Consider the following 17262-nt stretch of genomic DNA (forward strand, 5'->3'; position numbering starts at 1 on the left):
CCCTACAGCATGCCCTTGGTGCTTGGCAGCTCGGCTCCATCCAGACGGATGGCCTGCCGCAGCGCGCGCGCAAACCCCTTGAAACAGGCCTCGACCATGTGGTGTGCATTCTCGCCCTCGACAGCGATATGCAGGTTGGCCTGCAGATTTTCAGCCAGTGAACGAAACACATGTTCAATCATATCCGTTGGCAGATCACCGACATGATCAGCCGGAAAATCACCCTTGAAATCGAGATAGTATCGGCCACTCAGATCAAGCGCCACGGTGACAAGCGATTCATCCATCGGCAGACAGAACCCGTATCTCCCGATGCCCCGCTTGTCGCCAAGGGCGGACCTGATCGCAACGCCAAGGGCTATGGCGCAATCCTCAACCGTATGGTGCGGATCGATATGAAGATCGCCGTCACATTCCAGCTGCAGCGAAAATCCGGCATGTTTGGCGATCTGGTCAAGCATGTGGTCATAGAACCCTACCCCGGTAGAGATATTGACCGGGGTCTTGCGATCGAGATTTACCGCAACGGAAATCGCGGTCTCGCTGGTCCGGCGGACATGGCGCGCGACACGCTCGGCGGCGGCAGCCGGAACCCCCTCGCCCCGGAGAATGGCCAGCAGCCCATCCATCTCGTCCTGCGTGCCGATCGACACCCGCACGGCGTTTGCAAGACCGGGTTGATGGGACTGGTTACGAAGAATAAACCCGGCCTCGCCAGCCAGCGCACACAGCGCGTCAGCATCATCGACGATCATCAGCAGGTAATTGGCATCGGTCGGCAGCACCTCGCGCACCATCGCGATGTCGGCGGCCGCGGCGGCAAAGGCGTCACGCCTTGCGACAATCTCCTGCCGCTTGTCAGCCAGCTTGGCCTGGTTGGACGGTGCCATGATGGCCATCACCGCCTGTACCACAGGCTGCGGGACGGGATAGGGTGCCAGCACCTTGGCCAACAGCGCGCTCACATCTGCCCGCGCCACCGCCACACCGCACCGCACTCCGGCTGCAGCATGCGATTTCGACAGGGTCCGCAGAACGACAAGATTGGCATGGCTTTCCAGCATGGCCGCCACACTGTCGACCCCGGCATATTCAATATAGGTCTCATCAACGACCACCAGCGCCCGCCCGGCAAGCGAGGCGCACAGACCCAGAACCGCGTCGCGATCCATCAGATTGGCGGTTGGATTATTGGGGGAACAGACAAACACAAGCTTTGTATTGGCATCACATTGTGCCAGCACCGCCTTGCTGTCCAGTGCAAAGCCCGCGGCAAGCGGTGCCTCGCGCACCTCCACCCCCTGAAGGATTGCCGATTGCCGGTACATGGCAAAGGTTGGCGGGCATATAATGACATTATCGACAGCCGGCACACAGAAAGCCCGCATCAGACAGTCAATCGCCTCGTCCGCCCCGCGCATGATTGTGACATTCCGCGATGACAGATCAAGCCAGTCACAGATGACACGCATCAGTTCGGGCGGTTGCTGCATCGGATAGCGCGCCAGGTCCGACGCCCCGACAAACGGCTCGTAGGGACACTCATTCGCATCCAGAAACACGGTGCTGGCACTGCTGGCAACAAGCGAACGGGCCGATGAATAGCCCTTCATGGCCAGTATTTCCGGCCGGGCGCGTGCCGCCATGCCGGTTTCTGCACCGGCGGATGGCTCAGATGGTGTTTGCGACGTCATCACAGCCCCTCAATCCAGCATCTTTTCAATCGGAACAACGAGAATGGACGAGGCACCACGATCCTTCAGCGCCTCCATTGTCGACCAGAAGACCTCCTCGTCGCAGACAGCATGGACGGCGACCATGTCGTCATTGCCCTGCAACGGCATGACCGTCGGCGATTGTGATCCCGGCAATACAGCCTTGATCTCGTCCAGCATGGCAACGGGGCTGTTCAACATGATGTAACGGCTGCGGTCAGCCCGCAGAACAGCGTTTATTCGCGCCAGCAAGGTTTCGCAAAGGCTCTTAAGATCATTCTGCATATCATTGTTTTTAATTATAACTGCCTGACTCTGAAGAATGATATCCTTTTCGGCAAGACCATTTGAGATCAGCGTATTGCCAGTCGAGACAAGATCACAGATGACATCGGCAAGATGCGTTCGTGGCGCGACTTCGACAGCCCCCTCCATGGTCACGATGTTTGCCTCGACACCGCGGTCGGCAAGGAAGGCCTGAAGCAACCCGCGATAGGAAGTGGCGATGGTGCGCCCGGCAAGGCTTTCCAGGCCGGTATATTCCATGTCGTTCGGAACTGCGATCGACAGCCGGCATCGCCCAAAGCCAAGTTCGATCACCTGTGACAGCCCCCCATAGATTTCGGGGTCAAGCTGCTGCGTTTCCAGAAGCGTGTTCTGTCCGATGATGCCAAGCTGACAGACATGATTGGTCAGAAATGCCGGGATGTCGTCATCGCGGACAAGAAAGATGTCCAGCGGGAAATTATGCGCCCGGCAGAGAAGCTGGTCCTTGCTTTTCTGCAGCGAGATACCGGCCTTTTCGAGGAGCGCGAAGCTCTTTTCCGACAGCCGGCCCGATTTCTGGATGGCGATCTTCAAACGACCGTCGTTGCGATGTGATTTTGCTGTCATCGGTCAAACCTTGCCTGGTGGGCGTCAGCCCTCAATTTTTCCTTGCCGCCGCATGATCGTGCGATAGCCGTCATTGCCATTGTTCAGAAACCGCGCCACACGGACAATCGTAGCCGTGCTGACATTCGTTTCCGCCGCGATCCGGCGATAGGGAATGTTCTGCACCAGCATCTGCGCAACACGCCAGCGATCAACCAGACCTTCCAGTTCGGCAGGTGTGCAGAGGTCATAGAAGAAACTCTGCACCTCTTCAAAGGATTCGAGCTGCAGGATGGCTTCGTAAAGATCCTGTTCATGCGCCTTGTCAATCTGCGCGCGCTTCATGGCTGGTCCTGATGATCGTGATGTGATAGCGATTTAATACGCTAAAACACCTTTGTCAACAGCCAACCGTCAAAAGACAATCGGCAAACACTCACCTGCCAGCCGGTCGTCCACCATAAAGGTCGCCGACCATTACGGTCGCCAAGCAAAAAGGGAAATCAGCCGTCTGTGGTCAGTTCACGCACCCGGATCAGGGACAGCAGCCGTCCCGACTCCGGTTCGATATCGCGGATATGCGGCACGTCGAAGCCAATATCGGCAACACAGCTTGTTGGAAAGTAGTACATGTTGACGCCTGCTGGCGGCGCTTCGACAAGGTTGTGAAGAAGCACGACAAGTCCGGGATTGTGGCCAATTACCATCACCCGTTCGCACGCCGCGCCATGCGCTTCAATCGCGGTCATCAATGTCGTGGCGCTGGCCTCATAGATACTGTCGAGAAACATCACGGGAATATCGGGCCAGTCGGCGGATGCCAGCTGGTAGGTCTCCCGCGTGCGCGCCGCCGTCGATACGATGATCAGGTTGGGCAGCATCCCCCTGTCACCGATGAACCGTCCCATCCGTGCAGCGTTGCGACGCCCGCGCCATGCCAGAACACGATCGATATCCGCTGTGTGCAGATCGGGGTTCTCGGCCTTGGCATGCCGAAATAGTGTGATACGCGCCATCTACGAACTCTCCGCGGTCAGATTTGCATGTCGCTTGCCGCCTGCCAAGCCACAAGACACACCGGGGTGCAGAAAACTGGGTGATGACAGCCCCGGCCTGACTGTCTAGATTGGGGCCAAACAGGAACAGAGATCATGCAGCACAATACCGGCACCCAAGAGCTTTTGAACGCGATCGGCAACACGCCCCTGATCAGGCTTCGCGGCGTATCCGAGGCTACGGGATGTGACATCTATGGCAAGGCCGAGTTCATGAACCCCGGCGGGTCGGTCAAGGACCGCGCCGCTCTTGCCATTATCGAGGCAGCCGAAGACAGTGGCGCCCTGCGGCCTGGCGGGATGATTGTCGAGGGCACCGCCGGCAATACCGGTATCGGCCTGACGATGGTTGGCAACGCCAAGGGATACACCTCGGTTATCGTGATGCCGGAAACACAAAGCCAGGAAAAGAAGGACGTTCTGCGTGTCTTCGGGGCCGATCTGCGGCTGGTGCCTGCCAAACCCTACAAGGATCCGGACAACTATATCCGCTATTCCGAACGGCTGGCCAAGGAACTTGCCGAAACGCATCCGGGCGGGGTGATCTGGGCCAACCAGTTTGACAACACCGCCAACATGCAAGGCCATTACCGCACAACCGGCCCGGAAATCTGGCAGCAGACAGACGGCCATATCGACGGGTTCACCTGTGCTGTCGGATCAGGCGGCACAATTGCCGGTGTCGGGCGGTATCTGAAGGAACAGAACCCGCAAATCCGCATCGCCCTGTCGGACCCGGAAGGCTCGGCGCTGTATAATCACTACATGCATGGTGAACTCAAGGCCGAGGGCAATTCGATTTCCGAGGGCATCGGTCAGGGCCGGATCACCGCCAATCTTGCCGAAGCCGTGATCGACACCGCCTATCGCCTGTCGGACATGGAAGCGCTTCCCTACATCTATGACCTGATGCAGGTCGAAGGTCTGTATCTGGGTGGCTCAACGGCCATCAATGTTGCCGGTGCCGTTGCCATGGCGCGCGATCTCGGCCCCGGCCACACGATCGTGACAATCCTGTGCGACAGTGGTCAACGCTACCAGTCGAAAGTGTGGAATCCTGAATTCCTGAAATCGAAATCACTTCCTGTCCCGGCATGGCTCGAGATCAGCTGATGGCACCCACACTGGTATCCGCGACATGGCTGAAGGCGAATCTGGATCAGGTTGTTGTCCTTGATGCCAGCAGCCATCTGCCGACCGCCAACAGGAACCCGCATGACGAATTCATTGCCGCGCATATCCCCGGCGCGCAGCGGTTTGATATCGACAGGATTGCCGATCCCGACAATCAGCTTCCGCATATGGTTCCCTCGGCGGATGATTTTGCCGCCCATATGCGCGCGCTTGGCCTGTCGAATGATGATCATGTGGTGATGTATGATGATTCCGACGTCCGCAGCGCGGCGCGCGGATGGTGGATGATGCGCCTGTATGGCCATACGAACATATCCCTTCTGAATGGCGGGCTTGCCGCCTGGCGGGCCATTGGCGGCGACCTTGAATCCGGTCCGGCGGATGAACGCCCTGCCGGTGATTTCCTCGCGCGCCAGCCTGCCGGTGTCGGCGTCGTCGATATGGCCACGCTTCGGGCCGGGCTGGATTCCGGTTCCGCCGGTCAAATTCTCGATGCCAGAGCAGCGGCGCGCTTTGCCGGCGATGCGCCGGAGCCGCGCAAGGGGCTTCGCGCCGGCCATATACCGGGGTCGCGCAACCTTCCCTTTTCAGACCTGCTGAACGAAGACGGCACCTATCGCCATGTCGACGATCTGCGTGATCTGTTTGTTGCCGCCGGAATCGCCCCTGATGCGCCGGTTGCGACCAGCTGTGGGTCGGGTGTGACAGCCTGTGTGCTGGCTGTCGGCCTGCACCTGCTGGGCAATGAGGCGGTGACGGTCTATGACGGTTCATGGACCGAATGGGGTGCCAGCGACGCGCCGATCGAAACCGGGCCGGCATCCCGCACCTGACGGGAATATACCTGACCGGGACACACCTGACCGGACCACGCCACACCGGACAAATGCGCCCCTCGCCTCTTGCTTTCAGTCATTGTTATGCTGTTTGCTTGCAAAGGGATAACGTCAGCATGACGTGACGGGGGGAGAAACCAGATGGCCGGTGATGAATTCCTGCAATCGATTGAGACGAATTTCCAGAACGCTGTGGCTTGCCTCAACGCCACCCATGCCGATGACCAGCTTGGTGAAGACCTGGCCACAAAGATCATGGTGGCCAACTCGACCTATGTGGTGCGGTTCGGTGTCAGGTTGCGCGGCAGGCTGTTCACCTTCACCGGCTATCGATCCGTCCATTCCGAACATTTTGAACCTGTGAAGGGTGGTATCCGCTTTGCGCCCGATGTCAATCAGGCAGAGGTCGAGGCGCTGGCCGCGCTGATGAGCTATAAATGCGCACTTGTCGAAGTGCCGTTCGGCGGGTCCAAGGGCGGGCTGATCATCGATCCGCGCGAATGGACCGAAGCTGAGCTTGAACGCATTACCCGCCGGTTCACCCAGGAACTGGCAAAACGCGACCTGATCCATCCGTCGCAGAATGTCCCGGCACCCGATGTCGGCACCGGCGAGCGCGAGATGGCATGGATGGCGGATGAATATAAACGCCTGAACCCGGCGGAACTGAACGCCTGGGCCTGTGTCACCGGCAAGCCTGTCAGCAAGGGCGGCATAGCCGGCCGTACCGAGGCGACGGGCCGCGGCGTCGAATACGCCCTGCGTGCTTTTTTCGACCATCCCGACGATGTCGCCAGAACCGGCCTTGCACCGGGCCTGAAAGGCAAGCGTGTGATCGTTCAGGGGCTGGGCAATGTCGGCTATCACGCGGCGCTGTTCCTGTCGACCGAGGATGGCGCGCTGATCACGCATGTGCTGGAACGCGACGGTGCCGTGGTCGATGAAACGGGAATCGACATCGCCGCGCTTCGCGCCCATATCAGCGCCCATGGCGGCGTAACCGGCTTTCCCGGCCATGTGGAGTCCGGCATGGAAATGCTGGAGGCGGATGCCGATATCCTGATCCCGGCGGCGATGGAGCTGGTGATCACCGAGGACAATGCGCCCAATATCAAAACCCCGCTGATCATCGAGGCCGCGAACGGCCCTGTCTCGGCGGCGGCGGATGTGATTCTCCGCGACCGGGGCGTGGTGATCATTCCCGATCTCTATGCCAATGCCGGCGGTGTGACGGTCAGCTATTTCGAATGGATCAAGAATCTCAGCCGGATCCGGTTCGGGCGGCTGCAGCGCCGCGCCGAGGAAGCCAGATTCAACGCGCTGATCGACGGCATTGAATCGATGATTGGCAAGGAATTCCCGCGTGACATCGCCGCCCGCGCGGTCGAGGGTGGCACCGAGATCGACCTTGTCCGCTCCGGCCTCGAGGACACCATGCGCAACAGCTACGAGGTCATCAGCAGGGTCTGGAATGACGAGGCGATGGCAACCGACCTTCGCACGGCGGCGATGATGGTTGCCGTGCGGCGCATTGCCCAGAGTTACCAGACCCTGGGAATCTGACCCCCGAAAATCTGGTCCCCGAAAATCTGGTCCCCAAATCTGATCCCAAAATCTGATTCCGGCGGCCATCCGGGGTGACCGCGTGCCGGCCGGTGGCGGCGGCGTATCAATCAGGCATGGTCTGAATTCGTCAATTGCGACAACAATGGGGAATCATGTCATGAACCGCCCCGACGCCGACGGGGCGGACACGCAATGCTGGAACCCGCGGAGCCAGGATGGAAAAGTCACTCTACATGAAATATGGCAGCCGGGTGACCTCCGGCATGGCCGAATGCCTGTATGACAGGATGCTGGTCGACCCGGAACTGGCGCCGTTCTTTGTCGGCGTCGATATCGATCGGCTGCGCGAACATGTGGCCGATTTCCTGACCGTCCTGACCGGGGGGCCGGATATATATCGGGGCCGCGACCTGCGCGAGGCGCATGCCGGCTATCGCATCTCGAAGGACCAGTTCGAACGGGTGATGAGCCATATCAGGGCCGCCGCCGCCGAACTGGCGATCGAGGCACAGGATATCGAGACCATCGCCAACACCATCCGCGGCTATGAACGCGATGTCGTCAGCGGGTAAAATGGGGCTCACCCGCTGGCATATTCCGCCGCCGCGGCGTGAAAGACCAGCGCGTGGCGATAGGCCACCTCGTCAAGGTCGGTGCCATACCCGCCGCCAATCACCGTTGCCACCGGAATGCCGCGCGACCGGAAATGCCGCAGCACCATCGCGTCACGCCGGCGGATGCCATCATAGCTGACCGCCAGCAGGCCCAGCCTGTCGCCCTCATGGATATCGACCCCGGCATCATAGATCACCAGATCAGGCGTAATCATCGCCTGCAATCGCCGCAGCGTGTCGTCCAGTATCGACAGATAGGCGGCATCATCGGCGTGCCGGTCGATCTCGACATCCAGATCGCTTGTCGCCTTGCGCGCCGGGTAATTGGCCTTGCAGTGGAGCGAACAGGTGAACAGATCCGGCCGGTCGGCCAGGATCCGCGCCGTGCCATCGCCCTGATGGACATCACAATCGAGGATCAGAACGCGCCTGACCGCGCCTTCATCGGCCAGCCTCGTGGCGGTGTAGGCAAGATCATTGAACACGCAATAGCCGGCGCCATGCCCGTGATGCGCGTGATGCGTCCCCCCCGCCGCATGACAGGCAAGGCCGTACCGCAGCGCCTGGCGCGCGGCCAGCAGGGTTCCATTGACAGCAAGAAAGGACCGGTTGGCGAGGACCTGGCTCCAGACCAGACCCATTACGCGAAGCGCATCCCGGTCCAGGGTGCCTCCCGCCACCGCATCGACATAGGCGGCGCATTGCGTCGGCCACAGATCGACACGCCCCGCCGGGGCCGGATGAAAGCTGGTGAAGGCCGCGGTGATGCCGTCACTGTCAAGCCGCGCCATCAGGCGGGAAAATTTCGTGGCCGGAAACCGGTGCCCGTCGGGCAGCGGAATGTCATAGGCGGGATGGGTGATCAGCGACAGCATGAATACAGCACATTCGGACAACAGCACATTCGACAGCAAACAGGACCAGTCACCGACAGACCTAGCAATCGGCGCGCGGTTCGGCAATCGGGGTGCGGCGGTGTTACCCGGCTAGCCGGCCTGCTGTGCCAGAATCCGGCGGAATTGTTCGACCCGGCTGCGATGCGGGGCCAGGTTCGGCTGCTTTTCCCAGACCGGATCGCCGGCAATGGTTTGATCGGGGGACGGCTGGTCGGGGGACAGCAGGTCTGGCAGCAACGCACCGGCAGACGGCGCAGTTACCGGCGTGACACCGGCCGGCACCGCCACCTGCGGCGCTGAAACCGCGGCGGGCGCAGCAACCGGTTCAGACACAAGCGGGGACAGGTCTGGAAGCGGCGCTATGGCGGCGCTGTCGGCACTGCCCTCGTCCGGTATTGGCGATACCACATCATCGGCCGGCAGATCCGCGGGCGCGGCGGCAAGCATTACGGAATCATCGGCGCCGGGCGTCGGGGCTGGCGCTGCGCCCCGGTCGATATAGCGTTCAAGTTCAGCAAGCACCCGGCGATGATAGACAACATTCTTGCGCGGCTCTGCGGAATGGTAATGCTTTACGGCCTCGTCCCAGCTTTGATGCGCGGCATGCAGGTCGAGCAGGAACCCGGCCGCATAGCTTGCGTTGTGAACAGGGTCCAGCATGTCGGCAATGTCCAGAAACCCGTCAGCATGCCATTTCGTATTTACCTGCATGCAGCCGACATCGACACTGTGGTCGGGCGTTGCGACAGCTTTTACAAGATAGGCCAAAGCCGTTTCCCGAGTGTCAAAGAACAGCCCCTCGCCCTGATCATTCAGCGTCCAGGCCCAGGGCATATATTCACCCGTGACCATCTTGCGGCCAGATTCAACGCGGGTGATGCTCTGCATCAAACCGGCTGGAATCCCATGCCTGACTTCGGCGCGCTGCGCCTCGGCAAGGCAGATATTGTCAAGGCCGGTAATGCTCTTGCCGGTCTGCGCGGCAAGATGTGCAGGCATTAGCAGCAACGCGATCTGGGCCAGCAGGCCGAAGCCTGCCGACAGATGGTCCGGTCTGATAAGAGTGCGCCTGCTGAACATACCGCAGGTTCAGCAAGTATCGTGCCAATCAACGGCACTGCGCCGACCGGGCTGTCAGATCATGTAGGTTGCGATGGCGACGGCAATAACCAGTGGCAGCAGCCACCACATTTCACGCAACATGGTGGCGCTGCGGTTCTTGCGCTCATAATATGAAAACGCGCCAAGACGGACAGCGTCCTTGAAATCTCTATGCTTCATTCCTCTGCCTTTTTTTTCACGGAGGCTGGTGGCGAACTCCGGCATTGCCCCACAAACTCTGGACCACGAATACTCGTATGCCACAAGATATGGTATATTTTCAGGAATGTCAAAATCCGGATCAAGCAAAGGTCGGGCGCGGCCCTCGCCAGGCTACAGCAGTTGCCGCGTCGCCAGATTGCGCATCAACGCCGCCGCACCGAATGTCCAGGGCGGACAGGACGGGGACAGATTGACCTGATTGCGAAGCGTGCCAAGGCGTGGCTCCTTTATGCTGACAATATCGCCTAGCTCGTGCGTGAAGCCCGCCCCCGGTGCCCGGCGGTCCTGAACCGGGGCGAACAGGGTTCCCAGAAACAGACAGAACCCGTCCGGATATTGATGATGCGCACCACAGGTCTGACTGACGAGATCGAGGGGGTCGCGGCTGATCTGTGCCATTGAACTGGAACCCTTCAGCTGGAACCCGTCCGTGCCTGTTACCTCCAGGGTCAGCTCGGCCACCCGCACATCGTCAAGCCCGTATCCCTCGTCGAACAGACGGATGAAAGGACCAAGAGATGACGAGGCGTTGTTGTCCTTCGCCTTGCCAAGAAGCAATGCCGAACGCCCCTCGACATCGCGAAGATTGACGTCATTTCCGAGTGTTGCGCCCTTTATCTTACCTTGACTGTTAACTGCCAGAACAATCTCCGGCTCCGGATTGTTCCATTCCGACACCGGATGCAGCCCCACCTCGGCACCCCAGCCAACCGACGACAGGGGCTGGGCCTTGGTGAACACTTCGGCATCGGGACCAATCCCGACCTCCAGATAGGGCGACCACATATCCACTTCGATCAGCGCCTGCTTGACCCGCTGCGCTTCCTCGGACCCGGCTTTCACGTCGGTCAGGCTGGCGCCGATCAGCTCGAGACAGCGCTGGCGGATGGCATCCGCCTGCGAGGCATCTCCCTTGGCCTTTTCCTCGATCACGCGTTCGATAATGGACTGCGCGAAGGTCACACCGCATGCCTTGACAGCCTGCAGGTCGAACGGTGCCAGAAGATGCGGCCTGGTCATGTCGCCGCGATGCTGCCAGCTATGTTTGGCAAATTCATCAATATGGCCGAGTTCCATGCCGGGATTGGCGCGAACAAAGCCGACAGGATCATCCATTTCCAGCAGATCGCGCATGGTCGGTGCGGCGGCACCGGTGATGTCGAAAACCATCCCGTCAGTGATCTGCACAAGGCTGGGGCCGGAAACGGCCGGGTTCCAGACGCGGCCGACAAGGGTGGCGGCGGCATGGTCGGCGGGCAGAATATCCACATCAAATCCTTTCAGCGCACGATCATCTCGGTTTCATGAAGGGTTCCACTGCCAGAGGATATCGACAGCCCGACCCGAACCATAACCATACGACTTTGCAGGGGGAATGGGAAACCCAGCTTTGATCATTCCATAGACTTTGATCATTCACTTGGCATGGTTGAAACCGTTCAACCAGCACCCAAATATCCAATAGTGGACTTATCTTTTCAGGGTCACATTATGGAGATGCAAAATGCCTAAACCGATCCGGTTGACCACTCTCAAATTCCTGATGGTTCTGGCCGTGATCATTCTTGGCCCCACCCAGGCCTCGGCCATTGAAGACGGTGCGTATGCCGGCTTTTACAAAGTCACCTTTGCAAACCCAGACACTGGAGAACAGGTTGGCAACACCGGCGAATTTGTGTTTCTCATCGAAGACAACAACATTGTCGACGTACAGTATGAGGATGAAAACTGGGTCAAGGGCAAGATCAAATACAAGCTGAAGATTGATCCGGAAACGGGTCGGCTCAATGGGTATTTTTCTGAAAGAGGTCGACAGGGCGTCGGCGGCATCATGAATCTGAGGTGGGAAATGAAAGGCGTCTTCATCGACAGCTATTTTGCCGGTGAAGCCACGATCTACGTCACCCAATTCAACGGACAGGCCGCGACACCGTGGCTGAAGGTAGCCTCCTATGTCTTCGAGAGCCCGTGACAGCATGGCGATTCCGGGAGGACTCGAACCCCCAACCTGCTGATTAGAAGTCAGCTGCTCTATCCAGTTGAGCTACGGAACCACGGCCATGCGTCGGGCGGCAGATTGCCTGTGGCTATTGTCTGCCTGATTATCCGCATAAAGTCCAGAAAACGCTGGGGCGGTATTGCGCCCCGTCGTTAACCCCTCATAGGATGAGGCCATGACAACCATCCGCAGCTATGACCCGGCGCGATCCGGCGACATTCAGGCGATCACCGAGATCTATGGCCATCACGTCCAGCATGGCACGGCCAGTTTCGAGACTGATCCGCCGTCACGCACCGAAATGACGCGACGGATCACCACCCTCCTCGATGGCTCATATCCGGTTCTGGTGGCCGAACAGGATAACGTGGTCATCGGCTATGCCTATGCCGGCCCCCACAATCCACGGCACGGGTACAGGCTGACCGTCGAAGACAGCATCTATGTTCATCACAAAGTCATGGGCCGGGGCATTGGGCACCGGTTGCTTGCGGCGTTGATCACCGCCGCACAGGCCGACGGGTATCATCAGATGATGGCGGTGATTGGTGATTCGGCAAACGCAGCGTCAGTCGCGCTGCATCATGCTCATGGGTTCAAGCATATCGGGACGGCACGTCGGATCGGCTTCAAATTCGGCAGATTTCTGGACGTTGTCTTTATGCAATGCCCGCTGAACGAGGACGAGCCGGACACGATCTGATATCCAGTCGGGTGGAAAGCGGTTTGCTGCGGCCTCAGTGGGTCCAGGCACCATTGCGCGTAAAGGCAAAATTGTCAGCATAGGCACGTGGTCTGACCCGCCGCGACTTTGGCTCGATGATCTGATAGTCGATGCCATGTGCCTCGGCATAGGCAACCGCGCTGTCGCGATCCGGGAAGCGCACCTTTACCTGGCGGGCGGTATCGGCAGATGACTGCCAACCCATCAGCGGATCCGGCTTGACGACGGCGCTGCGCGGATATTCCAGCACCCAGCTGTTGCCGCGCGTTACCGCAGCTTTGCGCCCGGATTGTGTGGCTGTCTTGCAAGGCTTGTAGATTCGTGCGCGTACCATGTCAGCTCCCCACCACTTCGCGTTCGACCCCTCATCTATCTTATGCCGCCGCCGCCGCGTCAAGCCCCGAGATTGCCGGAATCACGTTATGAACAGGGTGACGGACAAACACGACCCGATGCGTATCGGATTATGCGTAAAAGACTATATGTGACAGATTATATGGGAAATGGTCGGAGTGGAGGGATTCGAACCCCCGGCCCTCTGGTCCCAAACCAGATGCGCTACCAGGCTGCGCTACACTCCGACGCGGCTGGTTGTATGAGGTTGCCACGCTTTAATCAAGCCATTTCGTACCTGTTTTTGCCGTTACCAGCCATCATTCTTCCCAAGGCGCAATCTTGCCGCATCGGTAATGCCGCGCGCATCCATCGTGCCGCCATTCAGTTCCAGTACAAACCGGGCATGTCCCTTTGATCTGCGCGACTCAAGCGAGTGCGGCGGAACGTTCCTGACAGCCGAGACAAGCGCTCCCGCATCATCAAAAAACAGCATATCAAGCGGGATCAGGGTGTTTTTCATCCAGAAACTGCGCGGCGCCATATCCGGGAAGATGAACAGCATCCCCTGCCCGGCCGGCATTGACGGCACATGCATCAGCCCGAATGACCATTGACGGGGTGTTTGCGCAATCTCAACGTCGAACGTCACAATGGTGCCGTCGCCGCGGTCAAGGCTCACCAATGCTGTCTCAAAAGGGGGGCGTTCCAATTCCGCCCCGGATGCCATCAGGGCTGGAACAACAATCGACACCGCCAGAACCAGAAAGGCCAACAGATGGCGGTAATGACGCTCAACCCGCAACAAGATACCCGACCGCAAGAATAACAATCAGAACCAGCATCTGCACCATCACCGCGCGCCCCGGCACCGTTGGCCCGGTAATGGGGGCGTGCATCAACCTTTCCACCGCCTCGACGATGGCGTCGCGATAGCCGGCGATGGCACAGGTGACGCTGTGCCAGACCGCCATGATGCCACCCAGAACAGGACGCCCGATGGCTGGAGCCACACGACGAGAGAGCCAGTCCGTATTCAACACCGTCGAGCGCAGCTCCGGTGGATAGAATTTGAAGGTCATCAGGAATGTAAAGGCAAGGATCGAGAAAATCAGAAGCTGCAGCTGGCCAACGACATGGCTGGCGTCATAGGGGTTGTAGTCAAGGCTGTAGGGCAGAAGCTGGTAGAACAGCCCCGGGAACGACCCGATACCGATACACAGCACACTGGCAAGCCCCATCGCCACCAGCATGCCAAAGGGCGCTTCCTTGACCCTGTGCCCGCCATCATGTCCGAAAAAGGCGAAATACGGGATCTTGATCCCGGAATGGTGAAGCACACCTGCCGACGCGGCCAGAAGCACCAGATAGGCCGCCACCAGCCCCTTGTAACCAAGCGCCGACATGATCAGCGATTTTGCAGCAAAACCGCTGAACAGGGGAAAGGCCGAAATCGACATCGCCCCGACGATACAGAAAACGGTGGTCCAGGGCATACTTTTGTAAAGGCCGCCAAGCTCTGACGCCTTGATGGTGCCGACACGATACAGGACCGCGCCCATGCTCATGAACAGCAGACCTTTATAGATGATATGCGCAAAGGCGTGCGCGACCGCGCCATTGATCGCCAACTCGGTGCCAATACCGATAGCCACCACCATGAAACCAAGCTGGTTGTTGAGGCTGTAGGCAAGAACCCGCCGCATGTCATTCTCGATGACGGCAAAGAATACTGGAAAGGCTGTCATCAGACAGCCGATGACAATCAGCAGATCGGTGCCGGCAAAGCCGCGCGCCAGCGCATAGATGGCCAGCTTTGTCGTAAAGGCCGACAGCACCACGGTGCCGACAACGGTGGCCTCGGGATAGGCATCCTGAAGCCAGCCATTGAGAAGCGGAAAGGCCGCCTTGAAGCCAAAGGCGATGAAGATCAACCAGGTGGCGAGCGACCCAAGCTCCATCGCCGCAAACCCCATGGACCCGGTTTCGCTGAACATCAGCGCCGCACCTGACAGCAGCAGCACGCCCGACAGCACCTGGACAATCAGATAGCGCATCGCGGCGTGGCGCGCGCGTTGGGTTCCGGATGCCAGAATCAGGAACACCGACGTCACGGCCGTCGCCTCCCACCAGATGAACAGCGTCAGCAGATCACCGGCATGGAGCGCGGCAATGGCTGCGCCGGCATAGGCGATGCCGGCGGCATGGTCGGTCATTCGCCGTTCATGCCAGCCATAGAAGACGTTCAGCGCCGCGGCGATGTGAAAGACGATGGCGAAAGGCAGGCTGAGGTGATCGGCGCGATACAGGATCAGCTCCAGCCCCATCAGGCTGACAACCCAATGATCTCCGGCACCGGCGGTCAGGCTCCAGGCCGACATGCCGATCACCGCAAGCATGAAGATCTGGCGAAGATGGTGCGGCACAAACATCACAGGCAGGGCCGCAAGCATCATCACGAAACCGGGTGGCAGGCTGGTCAGGATATCACTCATCATCGTAATAATCCTCGTCCCGCATCGCGATCTTCCGCAGATAGATCCCGCCGACAACGATGGCCACGCAGATCACAAAGGCATAGACAGCCGGGAACAGCGGAATGTCCTCGGCGGCGATTTCCCCATGCCGGTGAATGACGAATTCCAGCACCACAAGAACCGCTCCGGCGGCCAGAAGTACCCGCGTTGCCCATTTCCCCATCAATGCCAGCCGCACCGATTCTTCGCTATGTCCGCTCATCGCGTCACCATCGCCTCTGCCAGCGCCAGAAATGTGTCAGCAAAAAAGAACAGAACCACACTCAATGCCGCGGTCAGCACAGGTGGCAAGATCACCAGGGGGTGGCGGTCTATCTTAACGACCTTCATCTTCGGCTTGAAGATACCGCGCGCCACCGGATCAAGCAGATAGTAGATGTTGAGGAGCGATGACAGGCTGAGTACGGCAAGAACCATAACCAAGCCGGCATCCGCAGCGCCCACCATCAGATAGAATTTCGACCAGCTGCCGCCAAGTGGTGGAATGCCGATGATGGACAGAGCGCCAAGGAAAAACGCCCCGAAAAGCCACGGCATCTCGCGCCCCTGCCCGTCAAGGTCGGAAATCTTGGTGATATGCGCCTGCACATAGATCGCCCCCGCAACAAAGAACAGAGTGATCTTGCCAGCAGCATGCATGACGATATGGAGCGCCGCGCCGGTGGCCGCCATCTGGGTGGCAATGGCCGCGCCAAGCACCACATAGGACAGCTGACTGATGGTGGAATAGGCAAGACGTGCCTTCAGGTCATCCTTGGTAATGGCAACACAGCTTGACGCCAGAATGGTGAAACAGGTCAACCAGACGAGCCACGTCGCGCCCCCCGTGTCGGCCAGAAAATCAATGCCGAAAATATAGACAACAACCGTCAGCAGCGTGAAAACACCGGCCTTCACAACAGCCACGGCATGGAGGAGCGCGGAGACAGGCGTTGGAGCCACCATGGCCGCCGGAAGCCAGCGGTGAAGCGGCATCACCGCCGCCTTGCCGACACCGAACACAAAGGCCGCCAGCAACCAGGGCACAACGGCACTTGGAATGGCATCCTTCAGAATGCCGCCAGACACGAAATCCAGACGCCCTGTCATCAGCCAGACATAGATCACCGCTGGCAACAGCAGCACCACAGAGGTTCCGACCAGAATGCTCATATAGAGACGACCGGCATCCCGGGCCGCCCGGCTATCCTTGTGGGCAACAAGCGGAAAGGTCGAAAAGGTCAGGATTTCATAGAAGATGAACAGCACCAGAAGATTGCCCGACCATGCAATAGCCATTGCGGCATGAACGGCCACGGCATAGAACGCGGCGAACCGCGTCTGATGTTTTTCGTGATTGCCGCGCATATAGCCAACCGAATAGACAGCAGCCAGAATCCACAGTCCCGAGGCAACGAGCCCGAAGATTGCCCCAAGCGGTGTCACCCGGAACGCAAGTTCAAGCCCGGGGGCAATCTCGGCCGCCACCCAGGTCGGCATGCCACCTGCCAGAACATCGACTGTCACCTCAAGCGCGGCGGCAAAAGTCACAACCGCGCCGACAGGCCCGGCAACATCACGCCAGTTTGACCGTACCGCCAGGAACGGGACTGCAAGCGCCGTGACAAGCGGCGCAAAAATGCCAACAAGAATGGCCGTCTGGGGAGACATCAGCACA

Annotated in this window: 19 protein-coding genes and 2 tRNA genes; 6 read left to right on the forward strand and 15 right to left on the reverse strand. The window is 59.3% G+C overall.

The genetic code is table 11. The features are described from left to right. Positions 1-2: 2 nt before the first annotated feature. The 4 genes from hisC to AB3X55_03105 form a co-directional block, all read right to left on the reverse strand. Positions 3-1694, reverse strand: coding sequence for a histidinol-phosphate transaminase (gene hisC, locus AB3X55_03090; protein ID MEX0502563.1), 1692 nt, complete (start codon positions 1692-1694; stop codon positions 3-5). A gap of 9 nt (positions 1695-1703) precedes the next feature. Beyond that, positions 1704-2609: an ATP phosphoribosyltransferase gene (hisG, locus tag AB3X55_03095; protein ID MEX0502564.1), complete on the reverse strand. Its 906-nt coding sequence runs from the start codon at positions 2607-2609 to the stop codon at positions 1704-1706. A gap of 24 nt (positions 2610-2633) precedes the next feature. Continuing rightward, positions 2634-2933, reverse strand: a complete 300-nt coding sequence (locus tag AB3X55_03100; protein ID MEX0502565.1) for a YerC/YecD family TrpR-related protein — start codon at positions 2931-2933, stop codon at positions 2634-2636. A gap of 158 nt (positions 2934-3091) precedes the next feature. After that, the gene (locus AB3X55_03105) at positions 3092-3604 is read right to left on the reverse strand and encodes a histidine phosphatase family protein (protein ID MEX0502566.1); all 513 of its coding nucleotides are present in this window, start codon (positions 3602-3604) and stop codon (positions 3092-3094) included. A gap of 135 nt (positions 3605-3739) precedes the next feature. Between AB3X55_03105 and AB3X55_03110 the strand changes: the two genes are divergently transcribed. The 4 genes from AB3X55_03110 to AB3X55_03125 all read left to right on the forward strand — a co-directional run bounded on the left by AB3X55_03110 (position 3740) and on the right by AB3X55_03125 (position 7751). Next, a complete protein-coding gene (locus AB3X55_03110; protein ID MEX0502567.1) occupies positions 3740-4756 on the forward strand; it encodes a cysteine synthase A in 1017 nt (338 codons plus the stop codon). Then, entirely contained in the window at positions 4756-5610 is an 855-nt protein-coding gene (gene sseA / locus AB3X55_03115) for a 3-mercaptopyruvate sulfurtransferase (GenBank protein ID MEX0502568.1), read from the forward strand. The genes AB3X55_03110 and sseA overlap by 1 nt, the downstream gene beginning before the upstream one ends. Positions 5611-5754: 144 nt before the next feature. Then, positions 5755-7176, forward strand: coding sequence for a Glu/Leu/Phe/Val dehydrogenase (locus AB3X55_03120; protein ID MEX0502569.1), 1422 nt, complete (start codon positions 5755-5757; stop codon positions 7174-7176). Positions 7177-7394: 218 nt separating this feature from the next. Beyond that, complete coding sequence (locus tag AB3X55_03125; GenBank protein ID MEX0502570.1) at positions 7395-7751, forward strand: group 1 truncated hemoglobin; 357 nt, start codon at positions 7395-7397, stop codon at positions 7749-7751. Positions 7752-7759: 8 nt separating this feature from the next. Here the strand turns inward: AB3X55_03125 and AB3X55_03130 are convergent, their stop codons facing one another. From AB3X55_03130 to AB3X55_03145, 4 genes are all read right to left on the reverse strand, one after another. Beyond that, a complete protein-coding gene (locus tag AB3X55_03130; GenBank protein ID MEX0502571.1) occupies positions 7760-8668 on the reverse strand; it encodes a histone deacetylase in 909 nt (302 codons plus the stop codon). Between the two features lie 111 nt (positions 8669-8779). After that, positions 8780-9769 carry a hypothetical protein gene (locus AB3X55_03135; protein MEX0502572.1) on the reverse strand — a complete coding sequence of 330 codons (990 nt, stop codon included), beginning with the start codon at positions 9767-9769 and terminating at the stop codon, positions 8780-8782. A 54-nt stretch (positions 9770-9823) separates the two neighbouring features. Next, a complete protein-coding gene (locus tag AB3X55_03140; protein ID MEX0502573.1) occupies positions 9824-10015 on the reverse strand; it encodes a hypothetical protein in 192 nt (63 codons plus the stop codon). A gap of 108 nt (positions 10016-10123) precedes the next feature. Then, positions 10124-11281, reverse strand: a complete 1158-nt coding sequence (locus AB3X55_03145) for a fumarylacetoacetate hydrolase family protein (protein ID MEX0502574.1) — start codon at positions 11279-11281, stop codon at positions 10124-10126. Positions 11282-11516: 235 nt separating this feature from the next. Between AB3X55_03145 and AB3X55_03150 the strand changes: the two genes are divergently transcribed. Beyond that, positions 11517-11984, forward strand: a complete 468-nt coding sequence (locus tag AB3X55_03150; protein ID MEX0502575.1) for a hypothetical protein — start codon at positions 11517-11519, stop codon at positions 11982-11984. A 5-nt stretch (positions 11985-11989) separates the two neighbouring features. Here AB3X55_03150 and AB3X55_03155 read toward each other — a convergent pair. Beyond that, positions 11990-12066 (reverse strand) — tRNA-Arg (locus AB3X55_03155). A gap of 120 nt (positions 12067-12186) precedes the next feature. Here AB3X55_03155 and AB3X55_03160 point away from each other — a divergent pair. After that, complete coding sequence (locus AB3X55_03160; GenBank protein MEX0502576.1) at positions 12187-12714, forward strand: N-acetyltransferase family protein; 528 nt, start codon at positions 12187-12189, stop codon at positions 12712-12714. 34 nt (positions 12715-12748) lie between these two features. Here the strand turns inward: AB3X55_03160 and AB3X55_03165 are convergent, their stop codons facing one another. The 6 genes from AB3X55_03165 to AB3X55_03190 all read right to left on the reverse strand — a co-directional run bounded on the left by AB3X55_03165 (position 12749) and on the right by AB3X55_03190 (position 17255). After that, the gene (locus AB3X55_03165; protein MEX0502577.1) at positions 12749-13069 is read right to left on the reverse strand and encodes an ETC complex I subunit; all 321 of its coding nucleotides are present in this window, start codon (positions 13067-13069) and stop codon (positions 12749-12751) included. Between the two features lie 170 nt (positions 13070-13239). Beyond that, positions 13240-13316, reverse strand: a tRNA-Pro gene (locus AB3X55_03170). Positions 13317-13378: 62 nt separating this feature from the next. Beyond that, entirely contained in the window at positions 13379-13873 is a 495-nt protein-coding gene (locus AB3X55_03175; protein MEX0502578.1) for a DUF192 domain-containing protein, read from the reverse strand. Beyond that, positions 13863-15563, reverse strand: coding sequence for a Na(+)/H(+) antiporter subunit D (locus AB3X55_03180; protein ID MEX0502579.1), 1701 nt, complete (start codon positions 15561-15563; stop codon positions 13863-13865). The genes AB3X55_03175 and AB3X55_03180 overlap by 11 nt, the downstream gene beginning before the upstream one ends. Continuing rightward, the gene (locus AB3X55_03185; GenBank protein MEX0502580.1) at positions 15556-15807 is read right to left on the reverse strand and encodes a hypothetical protein; all 252 of its coding nucleotides are present in this window, start codon (positions 15805-15807) and stop codon (positions 15556-15558) included. The genes AB3X55_03180 and AB3X55_03185 overlap by 8 nt, the downstream gene beginning before the upstream one ends. After that, positions 15804-17255: a proton-conducting transporter membrane subunit gene (locus AB3X55_03190; protein MEX0502581.1), complete on the reverse strand. Its 1452-nt coding sequence runs from the start codon at positions 17253-17255 to the stop codon at positions 15804-15806. The genes AB3X55_03185 and AB3X55_03190 overlap by 4 nt, the downstream gene beginning before the upstream one ends. Positions 17256-17262: the final 7 nt, after the last annotated feature.

This window comes from Alphaproteobacteria bacterium LSUCC0719 (assembly GCA_040839025.1).
GTDB lineage: Bacteria > Pseudomonadota > Alphaproteobacteria > Puniceispirillales > Puniceispirillaceae > UBA8309.